Below are 23,405 nucleotides of genomic sequence, written 5' to 3'. Positions count from 1 at the left end.
GGTGCCAGACCGTTCCCTGGCTCAGTAACATTTAGCGTGAAAATGAACCTCTCTGGCGAAGTAGTTCACGACTTAGATCTGGGTGCGGGACAAATTTATCTCGTCCGTGTAGCCAACGATGGTTGTGAACAACCAGCATAGAACCGACGTTGACACGTACATTGAAACAGTTCGGATCATTTTCAAGAGACTCACCAATTTCATACAGGTACAAACCTTCACGTCGATTTTTAGGTTTCGCAAATTGGTCAATGAACAGGAAGTGTGGTTTACCTTCTGCATCTTCTTCAAAAAAGACTGGGTGCTCAATGTCATAACCGGTATTTTTGCTTGGTGGCGCGCCCCAAGTAATGTCTTGCTTCGCCATTGGATGATTATAGAATTTGTCTAGGTCCTGCCAGTCATCAAGATGCAGTAACAGCGAATCGCCGCCTTGCATGTTGCTCTCTTCCATTTTCATCATCAATACGAAATCCGTGCGTTCATCGACGTAGGTGCCGTCGTTGTGCATTTCCATACGGCGGTGAGCCTGGCGTAGGTAGCTGTCACTGTCGTCAACGTTACGTACAGTAAAACGAGCATAATATTTACCGTACATGGCATCAAAGTTTGGCAGACCAATCATGTGCGAAATTGCCGTAGAGAGTTTGACGAAGTAACGACGCTGGATCTCGGTGTCTTTATATTCTGCTCGTACTTCATCACAAGCTTCGAGAAGAAATGCGCCTTGATTACGATCATCCATAATCTGAACAAGCAGCTTACCGAGTTGATAGTCGGATGCTTTATCCAGTGCTTCCGCTACAGCAAAGCGAAGAAATGGCTTGTACTCAATGGCTTGAAGATCCCACTCACAAGTCAGATCATTAAACTTCTCTAATAAGTCCTTTCCAAGAGTAATCACCTGCAAACGGCCATTTACCGGATGTGGGTTAACGGTGATGCCTTGTAGTTCTGAATTTACGCTGTCTTTGATGCTTAGTGTCATGGTTATTCCTTTTATTTCAGCAAAAGATGTCCCAGTTCTGCTTTTGATTCTTAGTGGTAGATATTGCTTGTCTACCACTTGGTGTTGAGCGGCCTAATGGGGAGCACCCTGTTTATCCGTGGTTCTTTCCTGTTGCAAAAAGGTTAACAGTGTTAGTCCTATATGTTCAATATATCGAAAATATACTTTCAATCTATAAAATAGATGGATTGCGTATCTAGCCGGACGAAAATGCCGTTTTTGTTCACTTTTATTAATAAAAGAGATTCTTTTCATCACTTATTGATATTGAAAACGCCATTTTTCATCTTTTTTGCAGCAACTTTTATTTATTAATATCTCAAAAGCCAGGATTCGGGTTTGTCAGTGTTGTTAATGGTGTGTAAAAGCCGACATGGAGTATTTATAAGATCAATAACGTGAGGACATTATGAAAAAAACAATTAAAACGATGCTGCTATTTTCCATGTTAAGTGTTGTGGGTGGCGCTCAGGCAGAAAATTACACTATAGGTACAGGAAGTCAGAGTGGGACTTACTACCCATATGGTGGCGTTCTGGCAAAAATCTGGAGCGATAACTTACCTGACTTTAATATGCGAGTTGAAGTGACGGCGGCTTCAGTAGAGAACACCATCAAAGTGGTTCAGGATAAGCAATTGGTAGGTCTCGCGATGGGTGACGTCGTTATTCAGGCTCAAGAAGGAAGCAAGCCGTTTTCACGCGCACTAGATGTTGCGGTACTGACGGCACTTTATCCAAACGTTGTGCAGTTTGTCGTGCGTGCAGATTCGGGTATCTACTCACTGAAAGATTTAAAAGGGAAAACTGTCTCTCTGGGCGCGCCAGGTTCAGGCACCAGAGTGAGCGCAAGAAGTATTCTCTCTGCATTGGACCTTGATGAAGACGGTATGAATGTTCAGTCACTTAACTTCTCTGCGACTGCTGAAGCTCTTGCGAATGGTCAGATTGATGCCGGGGTTTTTGTCGGTGGTACTGGGCTGGGCGCGATCACTGAATTGGCTCTGACCCGAGATATTCGCGTGCTTAATTTCTCCGCTGAAGACATGAAATCTATCATGGGTGCGCTTCCTGCATATCAGTCAGTGCAGGTAGAGCAGGGCGTGTATAACGGTGTAGAAAGCTTTACGGCACCAGCTGTTTGGAACGTTTTGGTTGTTAACCAGCGACTTGACGAAGAGTTGGCTTACAACATGACCCGCTTAATTTTTGAAAACGCGTCAGCATTACAAAACTCACTCAGTGTTGCAAAATTCACCACGGTGGAAAATATGAACCAGCTAAGCGCTGTGTCTCTGCATCCGGGTGCCCAAAAGTATCTTCAAGAGCAGCAGAGTAAGCAAGCGCAGTAGGGCAGGTCAGTGAATGAAAGACAATAGAAACTGGAACCTGTTGGTTACCGAGCGTCTGATTGCTGTCGCCGCTATTTTTGCTGTGTCGTTATCTGCATTTCAGATTTGGCAAGGCATTACAGCGTCGTTAGCTGCGCCTACTTTTCGCCCCATTCATATTAGTTGGGTGTTGGTATTGGTATTTTTGGTTAAGCCTACATTCTCTTTAAACAGAACAACGTTAGTCTACCTGCTTGGGAGAATGATCGATCTGTGCTGCATGGTACTTACCATCTGGGCAACCTGGCGTATTAGTGTATTCGATTACGATGATATGAGCTTTCTGATGGATGGTCTTCAGTCGACGGATACATTTGCAGGCGTAGTCGTCATCGCGATGTTGCTTGAGGCGACGCGACGTACTGTTGGTGCCGTGATGTCTTGGTTGGCAATCGTCTTTATTCTCTATGCAATGTTTGGCTCACACTTACCGGATGCCATCGCAAGTAAGAGTTTTTCTATTGAAGAGATGATTCGCTTCCATATTTTCTCGACTAACGGCGTGTACGGAGCACCATTGGGAATTGCCGCAGGCGTGGTATTTACCTTCGTGCTATTTGGTGCCTTTCTTCAGGTTACCGGAGCGGGTCAATTTTTTATTGATTGTGCCTTCGCTTTGGCTGGTAAGTATCGCGGTGGTCCGGCGAAGGCAAGCGTGATCGCTTCTGCTGCGCTGGGTTCGATTTCTGGATCAGCCATTGCGAATACGGTTACGACGGGCTCGCTGACCATTCCAATGATGAAAAAGCTAGGTTACCGACCAGAGCAGGCGGCTGGCATTGAAGCGGCGGCGTCAACCGGTGGGCAAATTATGCCGCCAGTGATGGGGGCTGGAGCCTTTGTTATGGCGCAGTTTACCGGCATCGCTTACTCAGAGATCCTTCTGGTTTCGATTGTTCCTGCCATTCTCTACTTTCTTTCAACGTTGCTTTATATCCATTTGATGGCGTGTAAGCTCGGCTTGAAAGGGATGGCGCAAATAGAGAGCATCAAAATTGTTCTGGTCCGAGGCTGGCACTTCTTAGCACCATTAGTCTTTATTACGGTGCTATTGATGTTGAGTTACTCGCCTGTTCTGGTCGGAATTGCAGGGTGTGGCGCTATTCTTGCTGCGGCTATGGTGCGTAAATCGACGCGAGTTTCATTGAAGCTGATTTTACAGGGAATGAAGGAAGGGGCACTGATGGCTCTGCCTATCTCTGTGGCTTGTGCTTGTGCAGGTATTATCGTTGGTGTGATTGGACAAACCGGCATTGGTCTGCAATTCACTCAGTTCCTGCTTGCCATGTCGGGCGGTCAATTATGGTCGGTTCTCGGGCTGGTGGCGTTAGCTGCGTTGGTTCTGGGAATGGGGCTACCGGTTACTGCTGCGTATATCGTATTGTCAGTGATGGCGGTACCAGCACTGACCGATTTAGGTGTGAGCTTGCTTGCCGCGCATATGATCGTTTTTTGGTTGTCACAGACCTCTAATATCACTCCGCCGATCGCTCTGGCCGCGTTTGCGGGCGCTGGTATTGCAAATGCGTCACCAATGAAATCTGCGATTCAGGCGATGAAGTTGGCGCAAGGATTCTTCTTAATTCCTATTATGATGGCCCACGGCAACCTCATCTGGTTTAAAGAGTTCTCATTGTTCCCATTTGTTCTTTCAGTCGTCTACACACTCGCCTTGATCGTTGCGTTTGCGGGCAGTATTGAAGGCAGGTTGTTTAATCCTTTGTCCAAGGTGGCAAGGGGGATCCTGTTCGTCAGTGCGCTTGTGTTGGCATTTGGCGATAGTGATGTGATTAACATCGCAGCCACAGTGGGTATTCTTCTGGTTACCGTTTTGAACCAACTGAAAGTATTGACACCACTCAAAGCCAGTGCTGATTAGCGACATTTCTGGATAGTATTGCCCTCAGTCGTACCCGGACGGCTGGGGGCATTTTTATATCTCGCTATTTGATTCTTTTAGGTTGATACCACTCTTCCATAAACTTCAAAAACGCACGCGATGCATTAGACAGGTAATGGCTGCTTTTCCAGCCAATACCAAATTCGACTTTAAGCGCGGGATTAAATGGTACGCAAACCAATGGCTCATTTTCTTGCACTATTCGTCTCAGGCATGTGCTGACACCGGCTTCTTTCTTAACTAAGGCTTTTACGAGTTCGATTAAGTTGGTCTCAAAGCGTATATCTGGTTTTAAGTTGTGCTTTCGGCTGTAACGACTGACGGCTTCACGCAGCAAATATCCTTCCCGAAACAGAATAAGCGGTTGCTCGCAAAATTGTTCCAGAGTTACGTTCGATAATTGGGCAAAAGGGTGGCTCTCGTTAACGCAGGCAACGATTTCTTCTGGGCACAACGAGACGTATCTCAGTTGATCAACGGGTTTATCTGTGCGAACAAATGCCAAGTCTAAAGCGCCTTCTAAAAGCATTTTTTCCAGTGTTGCCGTGCCGTGTTCCTGAACATGAATACGAATATTAGGGTAGGCTTGGTTAAAGGCTGACAGTGCTTCAGGGAAAAAATAAGACCCAAGCATCGCAGAAACACCAAAATCGATCTTGCCGCGTTCGAGCCCTTTTAGCTCATCCATTTCAATCTGGGCGAGTTCAACATCTTCCAAAATCCTTCGCGCATGGAACAGGAATCTCATGCCATCAGAGGTGAGCTGAATCTGTCTGCTGCTTCGATTGATCAACTTCAGACCGATTTCTTTCTCTAATTTTTGCATGCTCACGCTGAGTGCCGACTGGGCAATATCCAGTTGGTCGGCAGTTTTGGTGAAGTTGCCGTTCTTAGCCAAAGCTACAAAGTACTGAAGACGTTTGATGTCCACGTGACGTTTCCATGAGGTTTATGATGCGAACAAAATAGAATGCAATATACATTCTGGCGATTGAAATATAGGCTACAATCACTTTTGGTTATTATGAAGAGAAAAGCAATTAAGAGAAGATTACGATCACAGTCTTAATGCTTCTGCCGTGGTTTATGGCAATATTTAGGGCTTGTTTACTGGCTGTCCCACATCACGTCACATTGATCATCAATGGCAGATTTCAGCAGTTCAACAAGCGGCATTGCTCTATGACCTATCGATACGACCGGTTCTGATTGCTCGTCATCATCGTCTGCTTCTTGGACGGATTTATTCTCTACTTCTGCTGCTTTGGTCAGCGAAGCGGTTAATTTGGCGAGCGCTTCTGGCAGGTCTTGAGATGAGATCGAACCGGGCACAGTGCCGCTATGGCCCATCATTTTTATCATATTGAGGGCAATATCGCCGAACATGGTGATATTGGCATGGCTTTTACAGCGAAAGGTGATCAGCATGGCTCACTCCGGTTTTTCCTGATTATATTATACCAATCGTAGTAAATAACTGGTCAATCTAGCTTGTTAAAATACTCGATAGCAGCGTTAACATTTTTGATTGTAGAGTAACTACTTATCGAAAAATGTTGCCTTGTTCTCAAGCATTTTTCCTACGTTATTTCTGACCACTTACTCACTGTGATTGTTATTCACCAGTTTAACCGGAGTTTACCTAAATAGTGGAGTTAATTCTTTGGGGAAGCGGAAAGCGCGAACGCTCTCTTGCTTAATCAAATACGTTTAATCAAACAGGCTTTTAAAGAATCCACCGATTTGCTTCGGTGCTTCTGCTAATCCACGACCGATTTCTTTGAGGCCATCTTCCAAAGGCTGCAGGCAGTTAGGGCTCGTTTCTCCAGTTTCACTCCAAACAGGTAAACTGACTTCGCCGAAACAGCTTTCTCTTAATCCACCCTGACTATCAGTGCTGTAGTTTGCTAGCCCTATTTTCTCTGGCTTAGTTTGATCGATTGACTGGTAGCCGGCCTTTTTAAGGTAATCACCATAGATTCGTAACGGGCCACTCGATCCTGTCAAAGCAACTGGATTATTATCGTCGCGTCCTACCCAAATAGTCACGACATCTTGGTTATCAAGCCCGACATACCAACTGTCACGCCCTTGGTTTGACGTACCAGTTTTACCCGCGAGGTGAGCACTGCGAGGCACGATCTGATTTAAGTAACGCGCGGTCCCTTGCTCGACGACTTGTTCCATTGCATATTCGATCAGCCAAGCCGCCTCAGGTTCCAATACTTTTTCTTGCTGAGCTTGATGACGATAAAGTTCTTGCCCATGTTCATCGAGCACCGCACTAAGTGCGAACAAGTTTTGTTTTTCACCCTGATTTCCTAACGCCTGATACATCTGAGTGACGTTCAGAGGGGAAAGTGCCAGTGCACCCAGTAACATCGATGGCACTTGTGGGACTTGAGTCTCTTTGACACCTAATGACACCAAGGTGTTGGTTACCTTATCTAATCCAATGGCCATACCGAGGTTCACGGTCGGAACATTGTAAGAGTGAGCTAGAGCTTGGTAGAGGCTCACCTGACCGCGATACTGGCGATCGTAGTTTCGTGGTGACCACTTCTCATTATTTTGCGTTTGGATAGTAATTGGTTTATCCGCGAGGTTCGTACCTAACGCGTAGTGTTCTGGCTGTGCTAATGCCGTGACATAAACTGCTGGTTTTATCAGCGATCCAATCTGACGCTCGGCATTTATCGCACGATTAAAGCCATGGAAATTCGGCTGGCGGCTACCAATCATCGCGCGGATTGCACCGCTTCGTTTATCGGCAACGATCATCGCAGTTTCTAAAGACTGGCCTGCTTTCTTTTCTAAGTTGGGCATAACGTTGTAGACCGCTGCTTCTGCCTGACCTTGCACTTTAGGCTCGAAGGTCGTGAAAAGACGCAAACCGCGACCACTGTTGTAGTCGATGCCATCCTCTTTCAGTGATAGCTTTATGTAGTCAAAGTAAGGAGGCTCAGTGGTACTTCCTTTACCCTGAACAGCCAGTGACAATGGTTTCTGAATCGCGCGTTCGTAATCACTCGCTTCGAGATCGCCAGTGTCGACCATCATTTTTAGCACTAAGTCACGGCGCGCTTTTGCTCGTTCAGCGTAACGCCAAGGGTTGTAATAAGAAGGGCCTTTTACTAAGCCGACAAGTAACGCTTGTTGATCAAGGCTCAGCTCTGCTAACGGTCGACCAAAATAATGTCGTGATGCTAAAGCAAAACCGTGAATCGCATTTTGACCGTTTTGACCCAAATAGACTTGGTTTAGATAAGCATCAAGCAACTGCTCTTTGCTGTAGCGATAATCCATGATCACCGCTAAGTAAGCCTCTTTAATCTTACGAACCAAGCTGCGTTCGCGAGTTAAGAACAAGTTCTTCGCGAGCTGCTGAGTTAAGGTACTTCCGCCTTGTACGTTCCGCCCGGCAGTAACGTTGGCTGCAAAAGCGCGGGCAATAGCGACAGGGGATACACCGTCGTGCTGATAGAAATCACGGTCTTCGGTGGCAAGTAACGCAGCGACTAATGTCTCTGGCATGTCATCTTTGGATACGTAAATTCGTTTTTCGGTGTTGTCACCGTCGAGCATCCCTAAAATTTGTGGCTCGATCTGCAGTACGCCGAGATCATATCCTGAGGTTTCATCGGTGATCTTAACAATGCGTTTGCCACTAAATCGAATGCTTGTCTGCTGCGCAGGTTGCTCACCTTCAGGAAAAACGAATGGTCGACGAATCAGCCTTATTGTCTGGCCAGAAATACTATATTCACCACTCTTTGTTGGCTGTGCGACTTTACGATAATTTAGCTGCTCCAACTCACTGAGCACTTCTTTCTGGCTAACCTGCATAGCAGGGCTTAACACCAAGTGACGTGCATAAACAACATTAGGCAGTTGCCACATTTGGCCTTCAAACTTGCTCGCGACCAGGTTGTTGAACTGCACTCCGAAGTAAATAATCGCTATAAGGAGTAATACAGCGCCGGCGAAGAGTACTTGGATCAAACGGCGGAACCAGAGTGTTTTCGATAGTGGAGACGGAGTGTTAGCAGGCATCTTTGTTTATGTTACGCGTTAAGGATAGCCGTGAAGCGTAGCCTGATGTTTGTTCGCTTATGTCATTAAAACGTTAACAGTCTCAATTAAGGAACACAAAGAGCAGAGGGAAGGGTTTATTGAGTGGTTATGTAGGCGTTATAAGCAAAAAGCCCACCGAAGCGGGCTTTTGAATTCTATGAAAGTTATGCGGTAACCGCAGGGCTCGCTGAAAACTCTTCAGTATCGATTTCTACTTGTTGAGCAGCGTTGTAGCGCGTGCCGGAGACGTTGTCATTGTTGATGAGTTGTCCCATTTTTTCTAACAGGTTGCTAGACAAACTCACCGACGTTGCCGAAACATTCTCGGTGAGATGGTCGATATTCGTCGTGCCCGGAATAACATGAATATGATCGTGTTGATCCAGCACCCAGCGTAGAACGATGCTAGCCAGACTTGCTTTACTTAGCTCAGTGTCAGACTCTTGCTCGATCAATTGCGCCAGTTGTGTCACAAGGTGCTGGTTATGCGCAAAGTGCTCACTATCGAATCGAGGCATGTTGCGACGGATATCTTTCGGCGTAAAATTCGTCGGAGAATCGATTTTACCCGTCAAGATTCCACGCCCTAACGGACTAAATGCAACAAAGGCAGTCCCCAGTGCTTTACATGTTTCCAGCACTTTGATTTCAGGGTTGCGAGTCCAAAGTGAGTACTCAGATTGCACCGCTGCAATTGGGTGGACTTGAGCGGCTTTTGTTATTGTCGCTGCGGACACTTCCGACAAGCCGATTTCACGAATCTTGCCTTCTTCAACCAGTCTGCTTAGTTCGCCGACACTTTCTTCGATAGGGACGGTTTTGTCCCAGCGATGAAGGTAATAGAGGTCAATGACGTCTGTGTTTAGGCGTTGTAAGCTGTTCTCAATGTTTTTACGCAGCGCTTCAGGACTACCATTGATCTCTTTCTTACCTTCTTCGTTAATGAACATGCCACATTTGCTGGCCAACACATATTCATCTCTTCTATGCCCAACGGCTTTGGCCACCAGTTTTTCATTGGCACCGCCACCATATAATGTCGCGGTATCTAGATGGTTGTAACCGAGGTCCAAGGCATGATTGAGTAAATGAATGCTCTGTTTCTCATCCGGTGGTGTTCCGTATGCATGAGACAGGTTCATACATCCCAGACCCACAGGGTTACATTGAAATTGGCCAATTTTCCGTTGTTGCATAGTAAGATTCCTTAGCTGTGTTGTCCTTAAATGAGCTGCTCTTCGATGCGGTGCAGTGTTTCCATTGCTGACAGGCATTGGGCAACACTAGAGTTCGGCTCTTTACCGGTCTTAATCGCTTCGAAGAACTCACGGTCAATCAATTCAATACCGTTGTTTGACACAGTAACACCTGTCAAATCAATTTGGTTGTCATAGCCGTCATACAAGTCATCGTAACGAGCAAGGAAAGTACCCTCATCACAGATGTAACGGAAGAACGTACCAAATGGACCTTCGTTATTGAATGACAGAGAAAGCGTACAAATCGCACCTGATGGTACTTTCATACCAATGCTCATATCCATTGCGATGCCAAGATCCGGATGAATTGGGCCTTGCATGCCTTGAACTTGTGATGCGGTTTCACCAGTTTGATATTGGAACAAATCTACTGTGTGACATGCATGGTGCCATAGCAGGTGATCAGTCCAGCTTCTTGGCTCGCCTTTCGCGTTAGTATTGGTGCGGCGGAAGAAGTATGTCTGCACATCCATTTGTTGGATGTTTAGCTCACCAGCCTGGATTTTATTGTGAATCCATTGGTGGCTTGGGTTGAAACGGCGAGTGTGGCCTGCCATTGCAACTAAACCCGTTGCCTTTTGAGTCTCGACCACTTTGTAGCTGTCTTCGATGTTATCAGCCATAGGAATTTCGACCAAAACGTGCTTGCCAGCTTCCATACACTGGATAGCCTGAGATGCGTGCACCTGAGTTGGCGTTGCTAAGATAACGGCATCAACGTCGTCACGAACAAGTGCTTCTTCAAGTGTCGTTACACCAACAGCCTGTGAATCATACTCATTGATCAGAGCATCAAGCTTGTCTTGTTCTGGAGAAACCATAACTGATACGGTTACGTCGTCGATATTTTGGATGGCTTCTAAGTGCTTACGGCCAAAGGCACCAGTTGCACCAACTACACATACTTTCATAAATAATCCTTTATTACACTTGGTTAAGAGGTAAGGGTATCGTTTGATTGGATGGGTGACGCTGAGTGCTCCATCGTATTCAAAATTTGATTAGATAACTGTTCTAACGTTTGATTCTCGACAGTTACATTTACATCTGACATCCGTTGATGCCAGTTGATTGCGCCGCTCGACATACTGGTATCGATATCAAGTGAAGCAAGTGTCTCGACTACTGATTTAAGTTCTTCGCTACGTCGTTTCCCATGAGTGAGCATTCTTTCCATATGGTAAACCGCCAATTGCGACAAATTAAGTTGTGGGTAGCTCTTTTCCAGTGACTCAACCACATAGGGCGCGACCCCGGCACGATGAGCAGCAAGCATACATTCTGTTGTTAATGCTTCCAGACCTTTCACCATCGCTGAACGTAACATTTTTATTTGTGAAGCATCGCCGACCTGCTCTGAAATCACGGTTACATCAAAACCCAAATACTGCAATTGTGGTGCAACCAGAGTGGCTTTTTTACCAGAAATATACAGTGGGATTGGCTTTGAATTTGCTTTTACCGGACTCATTATTGCAGCGTCAATATAGGCTGCACCTTGCGACTCTACCAATTTCGCATTGTGTTTTTTCACTGCAGGAGCACACGAGTTACAATCTACGACAAACTGCTTTTCTGTCAGCGCACTACTAAGCGGTGCTAAAGCCAAGTTTGCCTGATCAGGTGTAACGAGAGAAAAAATAACCTGAGCGCCACAAACGGCTTGCTCTGGGTTAAACGCGCCATTGACCTGAAATTGGATGTAATCCATCAGTTTTGCTTCGCGTGTAGCCTCATCGCGTGTTTTGATATCAAAAGCACTGATCACGTCCGGTGCATTGTCACCAGCGATGCTGATAAGTGCTTGAGCGGCTTCACCGAAGCCAATAAATGCGGCACGAGTTGTTTTCACCTTTGATACCCGAATATGTTGCTTCACCGAAAACGACTGTAACATTTGGGTAAAAACACGAATAATCAAAAGATGATATTAGGTATTCAATTTTGAGAAAGCGCTGCCCGATTTAGCCTGACATCTTCAAGCCATTCTTACGCAGAAGCGATACGAAATGCGTCTGTACCGTAGTCGCGTACCAGTTCTTACGCATGGTAAGGCCAATCGGTCGAGACTGCTGGCTGCAATCAAAAGGTAAAATCGTAAAGTGGCCTTCGTCCAGTTCACGTTGAATTTGATGTTGAGAAAGGACAGACAGGCGATCGCTGCCCAGTATCAGTTCTTTTACAAGCATCTGCGAACTGGCTTCTACTAAACGTGAAGGGGGCTCCAATCCACCATTAATGAAGATGTCTTCAAACATCTTGCGTCCTGGCGTATTAGCGCTGGAGACAACCCAACTGGCTTGATGTAAATCCTGCAGAGTGACATTCGCTTTTTTGGATAGCGGGTGATCGTGGCGCGCAAAGACTTTGTTTTCTGATTCAAACAGGGTTTCCTGACGAATATCGGTACTCGGAATCGGAAATCGCAATGCGCCGATCAGTACATCAATTTCACCGTACTTTAAGTGGTTGAGCAAATCGGAGTAGGGGCCATCGATAACCTGAATCCGGCAGTCTGGATAGCTTTGGCTGAATTCATTAATAGTAATAGGTAGCAAACAGGTACGAGCTAACGGCAGACAGCCCACTGTGATCACACTGTTATGACGGTCGCTAAGTGCATCGATCTCTTCGATTCCTTGCTTTATTTCCACAAATGCGAGCTTACAAGCTTTGACGAGTGCGGTACCGGCTTTGCTTACGACGATACCATTACTGATTTTTTCGAATAAGGTGACATCCAAGATCTCTTCAAGATCTTTTGACGCGCGGTAAACGGAAGATTGGGACACCTCCAACAAGCGGCTGGCTTCGGTAAAACCCTGACCATCCGAAACGGCAACTAACGCCTTCAGGTGTGTCGACGTCATATTGTATAAGAATCGATGAACGTTGCTTTTGCGTTGCCCTTTGGCGATCTTCAGTGTCTCAGAGATCCCATGCTCAATATGATCTAACGCCCTATCAATACGAAACGCGAAAGCTTTACCTTGCGGAGTCGGCGTCATGCCATCACTGGTACGTTCAAATAGTTCACTGTGAATACTCTTTTCGAATTTTGAAATCGCTTGAGTGATGGCTGGTTGGGAGAGAAATACGGTCTCAGATGCCTTACTGATGCTGCCTGTCTTGACGACTTCAGAAATGGCGCGTAAGTGCCGAATATTTGGGATGTTAAACATAAGACCGCCTGTAAATGAGCAATGTAATTCTCAGTGTTGAATATGCAATTCGGAAAACCGGTAACGCTGATGGGGCAACGACCCTAGAAGGTGAACCCACATTAACTTTTCACTTATTTAGACATGTTTAAGCACAATGCTAAATGTTTAGGTTACTTTCTTGTTTATAAATTGTGACGCCAATCTCCTATTTGTAATTGTATACAATGGAGGGTGTTTATTTTTTATTTAATATTTCAACGCTATAAAATTTGGTTTAATTAATTGAATTTATTAGATTTAATTTTTGATTGTTCTTAATTGATAATTGCCCCTTTATCTAAAAATTGAATGGCACTTTCACTATATGAATTATAGGTCATCTGGGGGGAGTGCTAGATTGTTAATGCCATGAAACAGGAGGTTCACAGAATGAGAACAATAAAAACATTATCACTTTCTCTCGCACTTGCTTACGCGGGAACTGCCGCATCATCTGAAATTGAAATCACTATTGGTCACGTTGATTCTCAGGAATGGACGACATCTAAAAAAGGTGCTGCTACACAGGTCTTCAAGAATCTTGTTGAAGCGGAATCTGGTGGCCGTATCAGTGTCAATGTCTACCCATCTAGCCAATTGGGTGGTGAAACTGAGCTACTACAGTCAGCTCAGGAAGGCATGTTAACAATGACGATGGTTTCTGGGGCTTACAGCAAGCTGTGTAAAGAAGCGAGTGTGCTTGAGATCCCTTACTTGTTCCCTTCAGCTCCGGTTGCATGGGAAGTTCTGGATGGTGAGTTCGGTAAAAAACTGGGCGAACACTGTCTCAAGCAGACTGGGCTTCGTAACCTCGCTTACGGAGAAACTGGTTTCCGTCATTTCACCAACTCTAAGAAAGTCATCAGCAGCCCGGAAGACCTGAATGGGTTAAAAATCCGCGTGATGACCACCCCTCTTTATATCGAAATGTTGAAATCGGTAGACGCAGAACCAACACCAATTGCTTGGCCTGAAGTTCCGGCTGCACTGACGACTGGCGTAGTAGACGGTCAGGAAAACCCTGTTGGTGTTATTGCGAACAACAAATTCTACGAGCTGCAAAAATACATCACGCTAGATGGCCATGTGTACGGCACTGACTTTCTGCTAATCAACGACGATTTCTACACTGGCTTAAAAGCAGAGGATAGAGAACTGATTGACCGTTCGGCAAAAGTAGCAAGTACGGTAAGTCGCGCTATCCAACAAGTGAACTCAGCTGCTGGCCTTGAATTACTGGCGAAAAAAGGCATGACAGTTACGTCACTAACGGCGGAACAGAAGCAGAAGTTCAGCGAGAAAACTCAGCCTGCTGTGATCAAATGGCTAGAAACGACGATTGATTCAAAATGGATCGATGAGGCACTTCAAGCAGTAGACGCTGCTAAATAATTTTAGGTAAGCCGTAAAGCCTATTACGGGCTTTACGGAATTTTGTGGAGAAAGGCTATGATAGAGCGATACAAAAAGCTGCTGGCTATCCTTGCTGGCACTTCATTGCTAACAGTCTTTGTAGTGATGTTGTTTAGCAGCATCAGTCGTTATTTTTTCAATACCTCAATCTTATGGGGTGAAGAGCTGTGTAAATACGCCATGATTTACGGCGTTATGTTTGCTACAGCAATCTGTTACCTCGATGAATTACACATTAAATTCTCAGTTCTTAGCTCAGTGAAGTCAGCTAAGTTCCAAAAAGGATTAGAAGTCATTACTGACATAGCAGTGTTTGCGAGTGCATTGATATTGATTTGGTCAGGTTATTTGTTTGTTGCGAAGCGCGGTGCCATTGAATCACCGGGTATTGGGATCAGTATGTATTACTTCCAATCAGCACTAGTGGTTGGTGGTGTGTGCTTACTTATCGCAGCATCACTTCGATTAGCCGCTCATCTATCAGCTCTAACCGGGCGTGCACCCTGTCTAAAACGTAGAGATGTATAAGGATTTACTATGCCATCTATAGCTTTGATGGGCACCTTACTGATATTCGGTGTTCCGCTCGTATTCACAATCATTCTGGCGATGTCGTTTTATGTCACCAGTACACCAATTTCAATTAGCTTAGTTGCTCAACGCATTTTTAGCGGATTGGATTCCTATTCAATTCTTGCAGTGCCTCTGTTTGTTCTGGCTGGTGAGCTGATGAACAAAAGTGGTATCACTACGCGAATTATCGATTTTGCTAATGCGTTAGTCGGGCACTTCCGAGGCGGACTTGCTCAGGTAAACATCTGGTCGTCAGTGATGTTTGCAGGTATTTCTGGCTCTGCGGTTGCAGACACTTCTGCTCTTGGCCGTGTGTTTATTCCTCAAATGGAAAAAGAGGGATACAGCAAAGAGTTTTCGTCCGCATTAACTGCTGCGTCATCTGTTATCGGCCCAATGATTCCGCCAAGTATCCCGGTGATTATCTACGCGTTAATCGCAAGTGGTGTGTCGGTACCAGCGCTCTTTTTAGCAGGGATTGTACCGGGTATTCTATCTGCGATTGCACTGTCGATATTTGTTTATTTCTACGCAACACGCCATAAGATTCGCAGTAACGTTGTCCGTCAAAGCCGCCGTAAAGCACTGGTAAAAGCGTTTGTTCCATTGACCATGCCGGTATTCATTCTTGGTTCAATTCTATTAGGCGTTGTCACACCGACAGAAGCCGCTGCTTTTGCTGCATTTTACGCACTGACCGTTGGGATGTTTTTCTACAAAACACTTAAAATTAGTGACTTACCGGAAGTGTTTATTCGCTCAATGCGTGACTCATCTATCGTATTAATTTTGATTGCGGTCATTTCCGTTGCTAACTGGCTGCTGACTTTCTCACGTGTACCTCAGTACATCAGTGCGCAAATCATCAGCACGATCAGTGACCCGGTTATGTTCCTGATTATGGTTAACCTGATATTGCTGGTGGTTGGTCTATTCCTTGAAGGGATTGCGGCAATGCTTATCTTGATTCCAATCTTCCATCCAATCGCGATGAGTTTCGGAATCGACCCTGTTCACTTCGGGATTGTGGTTATTTTTAACCTGATGATCGGCTTGATTACGCCACCACTTGGTATTTGTCTGTTCGTTGCCAATACCATTTCCAAAGTGGGTGTTGCGGCTATATCAAAACAAATAGCACCACTGTTTTTGCTCGAAGTTGTCGTGCTGTTTTTTATTACCTTCGTGCCTCAAAGCGTGCTGTTCTTACCAAAAATGTTTGGCTACTAACAAGTACTCAATATGGCTGTGATGGACGTTCTCCTGCCGCTCGCGATGATAGTGGCGGCAGGGTTTTATACGACAAAAATTCGCTTTTTCTCTCAAGGTTTTCATGCGGATATAGGTAAGTTAGTTTTATATTTCTCGTTGCCTGCTGTCATATTGATTAATTTGTCGCAACTGGATATTAAAAATGCATTAGAACTTAACTTTTTATTGGTATACGCAATTTCAGGCATTGCCTCAATGGGCTTTGCGTTGGTCATAAGTAAACAAGTATTAAAATCTGATTGGAAAGATGCATGTATAAATGCATTAGGTAGTGGAATGCCAAATAGTGCATTTGTCGCTTTCCCAATTGTTTTATCATTATTTGATGGCCAATTTATTGAAGCCTTTCTAATGTGCGTTTTGGTGGAGAATCTTTTATTTATTCCACTTTGTTTGTTATTTCTGGAAATTAGCCATAGCGTTAAAACTAATACGTTTGATCAAATGAAATCAATCGCTAAACGTATTAGCAGTAATCCAATAATAATTTCTATCGCTATTGCATTAGGTATAAATTTATTAAATATAACTTTGCCTGAGTTTGTTATGAAAAGTGCCGATTGGTTTTCTAATACAGCTGTCGCATTGGCATTGTTTGCTATCGGTGGTGCATTAGGCCAGTCATTCAAGCTTGAAGAAAAAAGACGCACCGCTTTGGTTGCCGTTAATAAACTCATTATTTTTCAGGTGGTTGCGATTGGTTTGTTGACCATATTTCCAGTCGATGAAGCGCTTAAACCAGTACTGATTATATTTGCTGCAGCGCCGATGTTAACCATCTACCCAATATTGGGTGCTATTTATCATCAACAAAAATTTTGTGTAAACACGCTTGTCACAACAACGCTGGCTTCCGGAATTTCTCTGTCCATTGTTGTTGCAATGTTTAATTCATAGTGAGGTGAGTGTCTGGCACCTGTCAACGCCATGCTTAACGCCTCCCTATACGAGATATCAGCCTTTGATTGGCTAGGAGTTAATTTATGAAGTATTCAATTGCCACCGTTTGTTTATCCGGTACGCTTGAGCAAAAAATGCATGCAGCGGCTAAGGCGGGTTTCCACGCAATCGAAATTTTCGAGAATGATTTGACCCAATACCGAGGCACCGCTCGCGATGTAAAACGTATCGCTGATAGTCTGGGGTTAGAGATTTTAGTGCTGCAACCGTTTCGCGATATGGAAGGGCTACCACCTGAGTTACGCGATAAAAAATACAAGATGATGGAGCGTAAGATCGACCTCGCCCATCAGCTCGGTACTGATCGTTTAATGATGTGCAGTAGCGTTCACCCGCTGGCTTCCCCAGACAGAAATCAGTGCGCTGCAGATCTGCATGCGTTGGCAGAACTGGCTAAACGTGAAGACATGAAATTAAGCTATGAAGCGCTTGCTTGGGGTCGTCATATCGCAGACTACGATGACGCCTGGGATATCGTTAAGCGAGTGGATCACCCAAACTTGGGTATCGTACTTGATACATTCCATATGTTCGCCCGTGGTAACACGCTGGACACGTTAAAGAACGACATTCCAGTTGAAAAAATTGGTCTGGTTCAATTGGCTGATGCGCCTAAGATGCAAATGGACATTCTGCAGTACAGCCGCCATTATCGCTGCTTCCCTGGTCAGGGTGATTTCCCTATTATTGAGTTTGTTCAGGCACTTAAAGACAAAGGTTACGACGATTACTTGTCGCATGAAGTGTTTAATGATGAGTTCCGCTCTTCGTCTCCAATTGAAAAAGCGATTGATGGTGTGCGCTCTTTGAAATGGCTTGAAGATCAGAGCAGTGACACGTTTGAAGCGCCTGAAGTGAGTGATATAAGTTTTGTGGAATTTGCGGTAAAAGAACGTGAAAATAATCCGTTTACTGACATCATCGAATCGCTCGGCTTTAAGAAAACCCATTGTCATAAAAGCAAAAATGTTGACCTTTACCAACTTGGTGATATCAACTTCGTATTCAACTATGAGAAAAATAGTAATGCGAGTAGTTACTTAGAAGGGCATGGTGAATCGGTCTGTGCGCTGGGTGTATTAGCGAAGGACGCAAACCGCTTAGTTGAACTGGCAAAGCGTTACAATAGCCCGACGATTTATCAGGCGCGCCAAGAGAATGAACTGGATATCCCGACGCTTAAAAGCTCAAGTAATCTGCTTATCCATCTGCTTGATCAAAACCACGCAGAGAAGTTCTATGACGTCGATTTTGAACCGCTGACGGATGGTGCTGCCTATAATGACAACCTAATCCGTATCGACCATATGGGGCAGGTGGTGTCACCTGAAACCTTGTTGTCTAACTTGTTCTTCTACAAATCAATTTTTGGCTTTGTTCCGGAAGAGAGCTACGACTTACCAGATATCAACGGCCTGATCACCAGCCGTACGATTACCAGTCCAAACGGTAAGATTAAGTTTGCGTTAAACAGTACGAGTGCGAAGCAGACCTCTGCTCAGCGTTTTTTAAATGCGTCAAATGGGGCGAGCATTAACCAGATTGCCATCCAATGTCATGATATTTTCGCGGCAGTAAAAGATCTGTCGCCAATTTATCAGTTGAAGATACCAAACAACTACTATTTAGACATTCAAGCTCAGTTTGATTTAAGTGACGAGTTTATTGCAAAACTTAAAGAAAACAACATCCTATACACAGAGGATGACACAGGCAGCTTCTTGCATTTCTACACAAAAGAAGTCAATGGACTGTTCTTTGAAGTGTTACAGCGAGTTGGAAACTATAAAAAATATGGCGAAACCAATGCGTTTATTCGCTTGGCATCCCAGTCTTACCATGATTAAACATTAGAAATAAAAATCAGAATAAAAAATAGGTGCTTCATCGAAGCACCTATTTTTTTATTTGTCTAATCTTTGAAATAACGTCGGGAAGTTATTTCTATCATGTTATTTTTCTAGCAAATAGTTAATCGCCAATTGGTAGCCCTTTGTGCCCATACCAATAATGGTACCAGCAGCCACCGGAGAAATGTAAGAGTGATGACGGAACGATTCGCGCGCGTGTACGTTGGTAATGTGTACTTCAACCACAGGAACGCCAACACCTGCGATCGCATCGTGAAGGGCGATTGAGGTATGCGTGTAAGCGCCTGGGTTGAAAACAACGCCAGCGAGTTCACCAGTTTTGTATTCAGCCCCAGCTTTGTGGATGGCATTAATTAACTCACCTTCAATATTGCTTTGCAGACATTCGACGTCATAGCCGAATTCTGATGCGAGTTTTTGACAGCGGACTTCTACATCCGCTAGCGTTTCATGACCGTACTTCTCAGGTTCACGAGAGCCCAACAGATTAAGGTTTGGGCCGTTTAATAACAGTAACTTAGGCATAATGAGAACCTTTGCTTAGCATAGCTGAGTGAAATGCGATTCACGGAACTCTGCTAACTCGGCAGGGCTTGGTTTGGTATTAGTAAATAGAGAAAATGCGTCAGTTGCTTGATGGAAAAATAGTTCAAAGCCGCTGATAATAGAGACGTTTTTCTCTTTTGCTGCTAGAAGGAATTGAGTGTCGACAGGCGTATAAACGGCATCGAAAACCCACTCTTGAGAGCCAATCCAGCTTTCTGGAATAGGGGTGCCTGGCATCGAGTAGTGACCGACTGGAGTGCAGTTTACCAGACCATTGGCCAGCTTGACGTAAGACTCAAGTGATTCGCTATTTGCCGTTGTCACCTGTAAGTCTTCGTCAGACAGTTGATTAGCAAGTGCCTGGGCTTTTTTCTCATCCATATCAAACAAAATCAGCTCTGATGCACCTAGATCAACCAGTGACATCGCAACGGCTTTACCAACGCCTCCACATCCAACTAGCACAACTCGACCAGGTGTCTGCTCACGTGAATTTCGGTAAGCCTGAATGAAGCCTGAGTAGTCGGTGTTGTAAGCGATAATTTCATCGCCTTTTTTCACTAATGTGTTTGCTGCCTGAACGCGTTGCGCTGATTTGTCGAGTTTATTCGCTATTTCAATGGCGATTTCTTTAAATGGGTAAGTGACATTTGCCGACTGAATTTCAGAAGCGAACAACGCCGTTGCTTGAGATTTGAACTCTTCAATATCCCCGCTATCAATACTATTTAATTGATAGCTAAAGTTAATATTTAAATGCTTGGCAAGCTCGTTGTGAAAATATGGGGATTTCGACCGAGTTATATTTTTTCCAAATAAACGGCATTGCATAGTAAGTACTCCATCTATTAATGACAGGATAAGGCTACCACACGTCATTTTTCCATTGATAATTATATTTTTCTAACACCTATTCATTTTTGTTGAATGCTTGTATTTATTGGCTTTTAAGTCGATTTGTTAACAATAGAAGTAAGGCATCTATCTCAAAAACTTATACCGTAAAAATAAATTGAAATAGTCGAGTTGTTATCTCCGTCGTTATAGTAGTTATACACAAGTGAATTCCAGATGCAGGATTCAAGTCGTGGTTGAATTTATCAGCCAAGACATATTCACAGAACTAAGCATCTCGAGGTTATTTGAGTATAAAAACAAAACAACAGAAGGAATTGATGAGATGATAATCGATTGCCACGGCCACTATACCACTACACCACCGCAAGTCGGTGATTACCGAGAAAGCCAAAAAGCAGCGGTAGCAAAAGATCCAAAATACGTTGGAGACAAAGGTACTATCAGTATTTCTGACGATGAGATTCGCGAAAGTATTGAAAACAACCAGCTTCGTCTGCAAAAAGAGCGCGGAACCGATTTGACTATCTTCTCTCCTCGCGCAAGTTGGATGGGACACCACATTGGAAACGAGCATACTAGCCGCTTCTGGACAGAACATCAGAATGATTTAATTCGCCGTGTGTGTGACCTATTTCCTAACAACTTCGCCCCTGTTGCTCAACTTCCTCAGTCGCCGGGTGTGACGCCTTCTAAATCGGTACCCGAATTGGTTCGCTGTGTCGAAGAAATGGACTTCATCGGCTGTAACCTAAACCCAGATACCACGGGCGGCTTCTGGAAAGATGCGTCTTTGGGTGACCGAGCGTTTTACCCACTTTACGAAAAAATGGTTGAGCTAGACGTTCCGGCGATGATTCACGTATCTGCGGCGTGTAACTCTTGCTTCCACACCACCTCTTCACATTATCTGGGTGCGGATACAACGGCATTCCAACAGCTTCTGATGTCGGATGTATTTAAAGATTTCCCTGAATTGAAAATCATTATTCCTCATGGTGGTGGCGCAGTGCCTTACCACTGGGGACGTTTCCGTGGTATTGCACAAGACATGGGTCTTCCACCATTAGAAGAGTCAGTTCTGAAGAATATCTACTTCGATACTTGTGTATACCACCAGAAAGGCATTGACCTGCTACTAGACATTCTTCCTGCGGAAAACATTCTGTTTGCGTCTGAGATGATTGGTGCAGTACGTGGTGTCGACCCAGAAACTGGTCACTACTTTGATGATACCAAGCGTTACATCGACGCAAGCGATAAGGTCAACGACGAAGAGAAAGCACTCATTTTTGAAGGCAACGCTCGTCGTGTATTCAGCCGTCTGAAGGCATAAGGATTAATATTATGCAAAACAATGTTGTAGTTCAGAATATTCAACGTGCAGACAAAGACGTGATTGAAGGTCTGCGTAAATGTGGCGTTGCTACTATCCATGAAGCTCAAGGTCGTCGCGGCCTGCTGGCACACTACATGCGTCCTATCTTCCAATGTGATGCTGTCGCTGGCTCAGCACTGACTATCTCAGGTGCGGCTGGTGATAACTGGATGATGCACGTGGCGATCGAACAAGCTCAGGACGGTGATTTCCTAGTCTTTGCGCCAACTTCGCCTTCTAACCACGGTTTCTTTGGTGATTTACTGGCTACTTCAGCTCAAGCGCGTGGTGTGGTTGGCCTAATCATCGAAGGCGGCGTTCGCGATACGCGAGATTTGCGTGAAATGAACTTTCCGGTTTGGTCAAAAGCCATCTTCAGCGAAGGCACCATTAAAGAAACATTGGGTTCTGTGAACGTTCCAATGACCTGCGCAGAAGAAATCGTCTACCCGGGTGATGTTATGGTCGCTGATGAAGACGGTGTTGTGGTTGTTCGTCGCGACGAAGCAAAACAAGTACTTGTAGCCGCACTGGATCGCATCGAGAGAGAAGAGGCGAAACGTGTTCGCTTAGCAAACGGCGAACTTGGCCTGGACATCTATAATATGCGTGAGCGTTTAGCAGAAAAAGGGCTCAAATATGTCTAACCAAGCCCCTTGTATGTGGATGAGAGCGGGTACTTCAAAAGGCGCATACTTTGTTAAAAGTGACCTGCCTTCAGACCAGTCTTGTCTGGAAAGCTTTCTTCTCGCGGCAATGGGCTCACCTGACGAGCGTCAAATTGATGGGATTGGCGGTGCCGATCCCCTGACTTCTAAAGTTGCGATCGTTGCGCCATCTGAAAGAGATGGTGTGGATGTAGATTATCTTTTCTTACAAGTGTTTGTGGATCAACCATTGATCAGCACTAAGCAAAATTGTGGCAATATCTTAGCGGGTGTAGCTCCATTTGCGATAGAGCGAGGCATCGTGGAAGCCCAAGAAAAGCAAACGACAGTAAGAATCTACATGGAGAACACCGATCAAATCGTGACGGTCACCGTGAATACGCCCAATCGACAAGTGACCTACGAAGGTGACTGTGAAATTGATGGTGTTCCAGGTAGCGCAGCACCGATTGCGGTTACGTTCGAAGATACTGCCGGATCAACTTGTGGCGCACTGCTGCCGAGCGGCAATGTCGTTGATGTGATTGACGGTGTTGAAGTAACGTTAATTGATAATGGCATGCCTGTTGTCGTCATCAATGCGGAAGATCTCGGTATTTCGGGCGATGAAAGCCGAGATCAACTCGACAATAACGCGGAACTAAAACAAAAGCTGGAATCAATACGGCTACAAGCTGGACCGTTAATGAACCTCGGTGATGTTTCCCAATTATCGGTACCTAAAATGTCATTGGTTAGCAAAGCCCAGTATGGCGGCGCTATTTCTACTCGTACCTTTATCCCTCATCGCTGCCATGCCTCGATAGGTGTACTGGGAGCCGTAAGTGTTGCGAGTGCGTGCATTTTAGCGGGTTCGCCGGCACAAAAATTGGCATCAATCGAGCAAAGTGAAACTTTAGCGGTAGACGTTGAACACCCGATAGGCAAAATGAGCGTAGTGTTGGATGTAAAAGAGAACCAAGTCCAAGCTGCAGCAATTTTGCGTACCGCCCGTAAGTTGTTTGACGGAATCGTGTATACAAATAGATAGAATA

Annotated in this window: 20 protein-coding genes; 10 read left to right on the top strand and 10 right to left on the bottom strand. The window is 44.9% G+C overall.

Going from position 1 to position 23,405, the window contains the following annotated elements:
* Window positions 1-31 precede the first annotated feature (31 nt).
* Window positions 32-988: a glutarate dioxygenase GlaH gene (glaH, locus tag DBX26_RS18510; RefSeq protein WP_118120467.1), complete on the bottom strand. Its 957-nt coding sequence runs from the start codon at window positions 986-988 to the stop codon at window positions 32-34.
* Window positions 989-1,418: 430 nt separating this feature from the next.
* Between glaH and DBX26_RS18505 the strand changes: the two genes are divergently transcribed.
* Together DBX26_RS18505 and DBX26_RS18500 are read left to right on the top strand one after the other, a co-directional pair.
* The gene (locus tag DBX26_RS18505) at window positions 1,419-2,360 is read left to right on the top strand and encodes a TAXI family TRAP transporter solute-binding subunit (protein ID WP_118120465.1); all 942 of its coding nucleotides are present in this window, start codon (window positions 1,419-1,421) and stop codon (window positions 2,358-2,360) included.
* A 13-nt stretch (window positions 2,361-2,373) separates the two neighbouring features.
* A complete protein-coding gene (locus DBX26_RS18500; protein WP_118120463.1) occupies window positions 2,374-4,278 on the top strand; it encodes a TRAP transporter fused permease subunit in 1,905 nt (634 codons plus the stop codon).
* A gap of 64 nt (window positions 4,279-4,342) precedes the next feature.
* Here DBX26_RS18500 and DBX26_RS18495 read toward each other — a convergent pair whose 3' ends face one another.
* The 7 genes from DBX26_RS18495 to DBX26_RS18465 all read right to left on the bottom strand — a co-directional run bounded on the left by DBX26_RS18495 (window position 4,343) and on the right by DBX26_RS18465 (window position 12,814).
* Window positions 4,343-5,230, bottom strand: a complete 888-nt coding sequence (locus DBX26_RS18495; protein WP_020334227.1) for a LysR family transcriptional regulator — start codon at window positions 5,228-5,230, stop codon at window positions 4,343-4,345.
* A gap of 176 nt (window positions 5,231-5,406) precedes the next feature.
* The gene (locus DBX26_RS18490) at window positions 5,407-5,727 is read right to left on the bottom strand and encodes a DUF1840 domain-containing protein (protein ID WP_118120460.1); all 321 of its coding nucleotides are present in this window, start codon (window positions 5,725-5,727) and stop codon (window positions 5,407-5,409) included.
* A gap of 282 nt (window positions 5,728-6,009) precedes the next feature.
* Entirely contained in the window at window positions 6,010-8,352 is a 2,343-nt protein-coding gene (gene mrcB, locus DBX26_RS18485) for a penicillin-binding protein 1B (protein WP_118120458.1), read from the bottom strand.
* 185 nt (window positions 8,353-8,537) lie between these two features.
* The gene (locus tag DBX26_RS18480) at window positions 8,538-9,569 is read right to left on the bottom strand and encodes an aldo/keto reductase (RefSeq protein WP_118120456.1); all 1,032 of its coding nucleotides are present in this window, start codon (window positions 9,567-9,569) and stop codon (window positions 8,538-8,540) included.
* A gap of 26 nt (window positions 9,570-9,595) precedes the next feature.
* Window positions 9,596-10,543, bottom strand: coding sequence for a Gfo/Idh/MocA family oxidoreductase (locus DBX26_RS18475; RefSeq protein ID WP_014233873.1), 948 nt, complete (start codon window positions 10,541-10,543; stop codon window positions 9,596-9,598).
* A gap of 23 nt (window positions 10,544-10,566) precedes the next feature.
* Window positions 10,567-11,484 (bottom strand): DUF1932 domain-containing protein, encoded by a 918-nt coding sequence (locus DBX26_RS18470; RefSeq protein ID WP_118120454.1) that lies wholly within the window; start codon window positions 11,482-11,484, stop codon window positions 10,567-10,569.
* Window positions 11,485-11,596: 112 nt separating this feature from the next.
* On the bottom strand, window positions 11,597-12,814 hold the full coding sequence (locus DBX26_RS18465; protein WP_020334233.1) for a LysR family transcriptional regulator: 1,218 nt from the start codon (window positions 12,812-12,814) through the stop codon (window positions 11,597-11,599).
* A gap of 411 nt (window positions 12,815-13,225) precedes the next feature.
* Here DBX26_RS18465 and DBX26_RS18460 point away from each other — a divergent pair, with 411 nt between their 5' ends.
* From DBX26_RS18460 to DBX26_RS18440, 5 genes are all read left to right on the top strand, one after another.
* Window positions 13,226-14,227: a DctP family TRAP transporter solute-binding subunit gene (locus DBX26_RS18460; RefSeq protein WP_014233876.1), complete on the top strand. Its 1,002-nt coding sequence runs from the start codon at window positions 13,226-13,228 to the stop codon at window positions 14,225-14,227.
* A 57-nt stretch (window positions 14,228-14,284) separates the two neighbouring features.
* Entirely contained in the window at window positions 14,285-14,776 is a 492-nt protein-coding gene (locus DBX26_RS18455; RefSeq protein WP_014233877.1) for a TRAP transporter small permease, read from the top strand.
* Between the two features lie 9 nt (window positions 14,777-14,785).
* Window positions 14,786-16,051: a TRAP transporter large permease gene (locus DBX26_RS18450; RefSeq protein ID WP_014233878.1), complete on the top strand. Its 1,266-nt coding sequence runs from the start codon at window positions 14,786-14,788 to the stop codon at window positions 16,049-16,051.
* A 12-nt stretch (window positions 16,052-16,063) separates the two neighbouring features.
* The gene (locus DBX26_RS18445; RefSeq protein ID WP_118120452.1) at window positions 16,064-16,990 is read left to right on the top strand and encodes an AEC family transporter; all 927 of its coding nucleotides are present in this window, start codon (window positions 16,064-16,066) and stop codon (window positions 16,988-16,990) included.
* A gap of 86 nt (window positions 16,991-17,076) precedes the next feature.
* A complete protein-coding gene (locus DBX26_RS18440) occupies window positions 17,077-18,900 on the top strand; it encodes a bifunctional sugar phosphate isomerase/epimerase/4-hydroxyphenylpyruvate dioxygenase family protein (RefSeq protein WP_020334238.1) in 1,824 nt (607 codons plus the stop codon).
* 105 nt (window positions 18,901-19,005) lie between these two features.
* On the opposite strand, the gene aroQ is transcribed toward DBX26_RS18440, so the two are convergent.
* Entirely contained in the window at window positions 19,006-19,449 is a 444-nt protein-coding gene (aroQ, locus tag DBX26_RS18435; RefSeq protein ID WP_020334239.1) for a type II 3-dehydroquinate dehydratase, read from the bottom strand.
* Between the two features lie 15 nt (window positions 19,450-19,464).
* Window positions 19,465-20,301, bottom strand: a complete 837-nt coding sequence (locus tag DBX26_RS18430; protein WP_020334240.1) for a shikimate dehydrogenase — start codon at window positions 20,299-20,301, stop codon at window positions 19,465-19,467.
* A 349-nt stretch (window positions 20,302-20,650) separates the two neighbouring features.
* Between DBX26_RS18430 and DBX26_RS18425 the strand changes: the two genes are divergently transcribed.
* Genes DBX26_RS18425 through DBX26_RS18415 form a run of 3 tightly spaced genes read left to right on the top strand, consistent with a single transcriptional unit; the run spans window position 20,651 to window position 23,401 of the window.
* The gene (locus tag DBX26_RS18425) at window positions 20,651-21,661 is read left to right on the top strand and encodes an amidohydrolase family protein (protein WP_024372799.1); all 1,011 of its coding nucleotides are present in this window, start codon (window positions 20,651-20,653) and stop codon (window positions 21,659-21,661) included.
* A gap of 11 nt (window positions 21,662-21,672) precedes the next feature.
* Window positions 21,673-22,350: a 4-carboxy-4-hydroxy-2-oxoadipate aldolase/oxaloacetate decarboxylase gene (locus DBX26_RS18420; protein WP_014233884.1), complete on the top strand. Its 678-nt coding sequence runs from the start codon at window positions 21,673-21,675 to the stop codon at window positions 22,348-22,350.
* Window positions 22,343-23,401 (top strand): 4-oxalomesaconate tautomerase, encoded by a 1,059-nt coding sequence (locus DBX26_RS18415; protein ID WP_065300964.1) that lies wholly within the window; start codon window positions 22,343-22,345, stop codon window positions 23,399-23,401. The genes DBX26_RS18420 and DBX26_RS18415 overlap by 8 nt, the downstream gene beginning before the upstream one ends.
* Window positions 23,402-23,405 lie beyond the last annotated feature (4 nt).

The organism is Vibrio sp. dhg (genome assembly GCF_003443775.1).
Lineage (GTDB): Bacteria > Pseudomonadota > Gammaproteobacteria > Enterobacterales > Vibrionaceae > Vibrio > Vibrio natriegens.
Note: the sequence above shows the minus strand (reverse complement) of the source record. Positions and strands in the feature narration are given on the sequence as shown.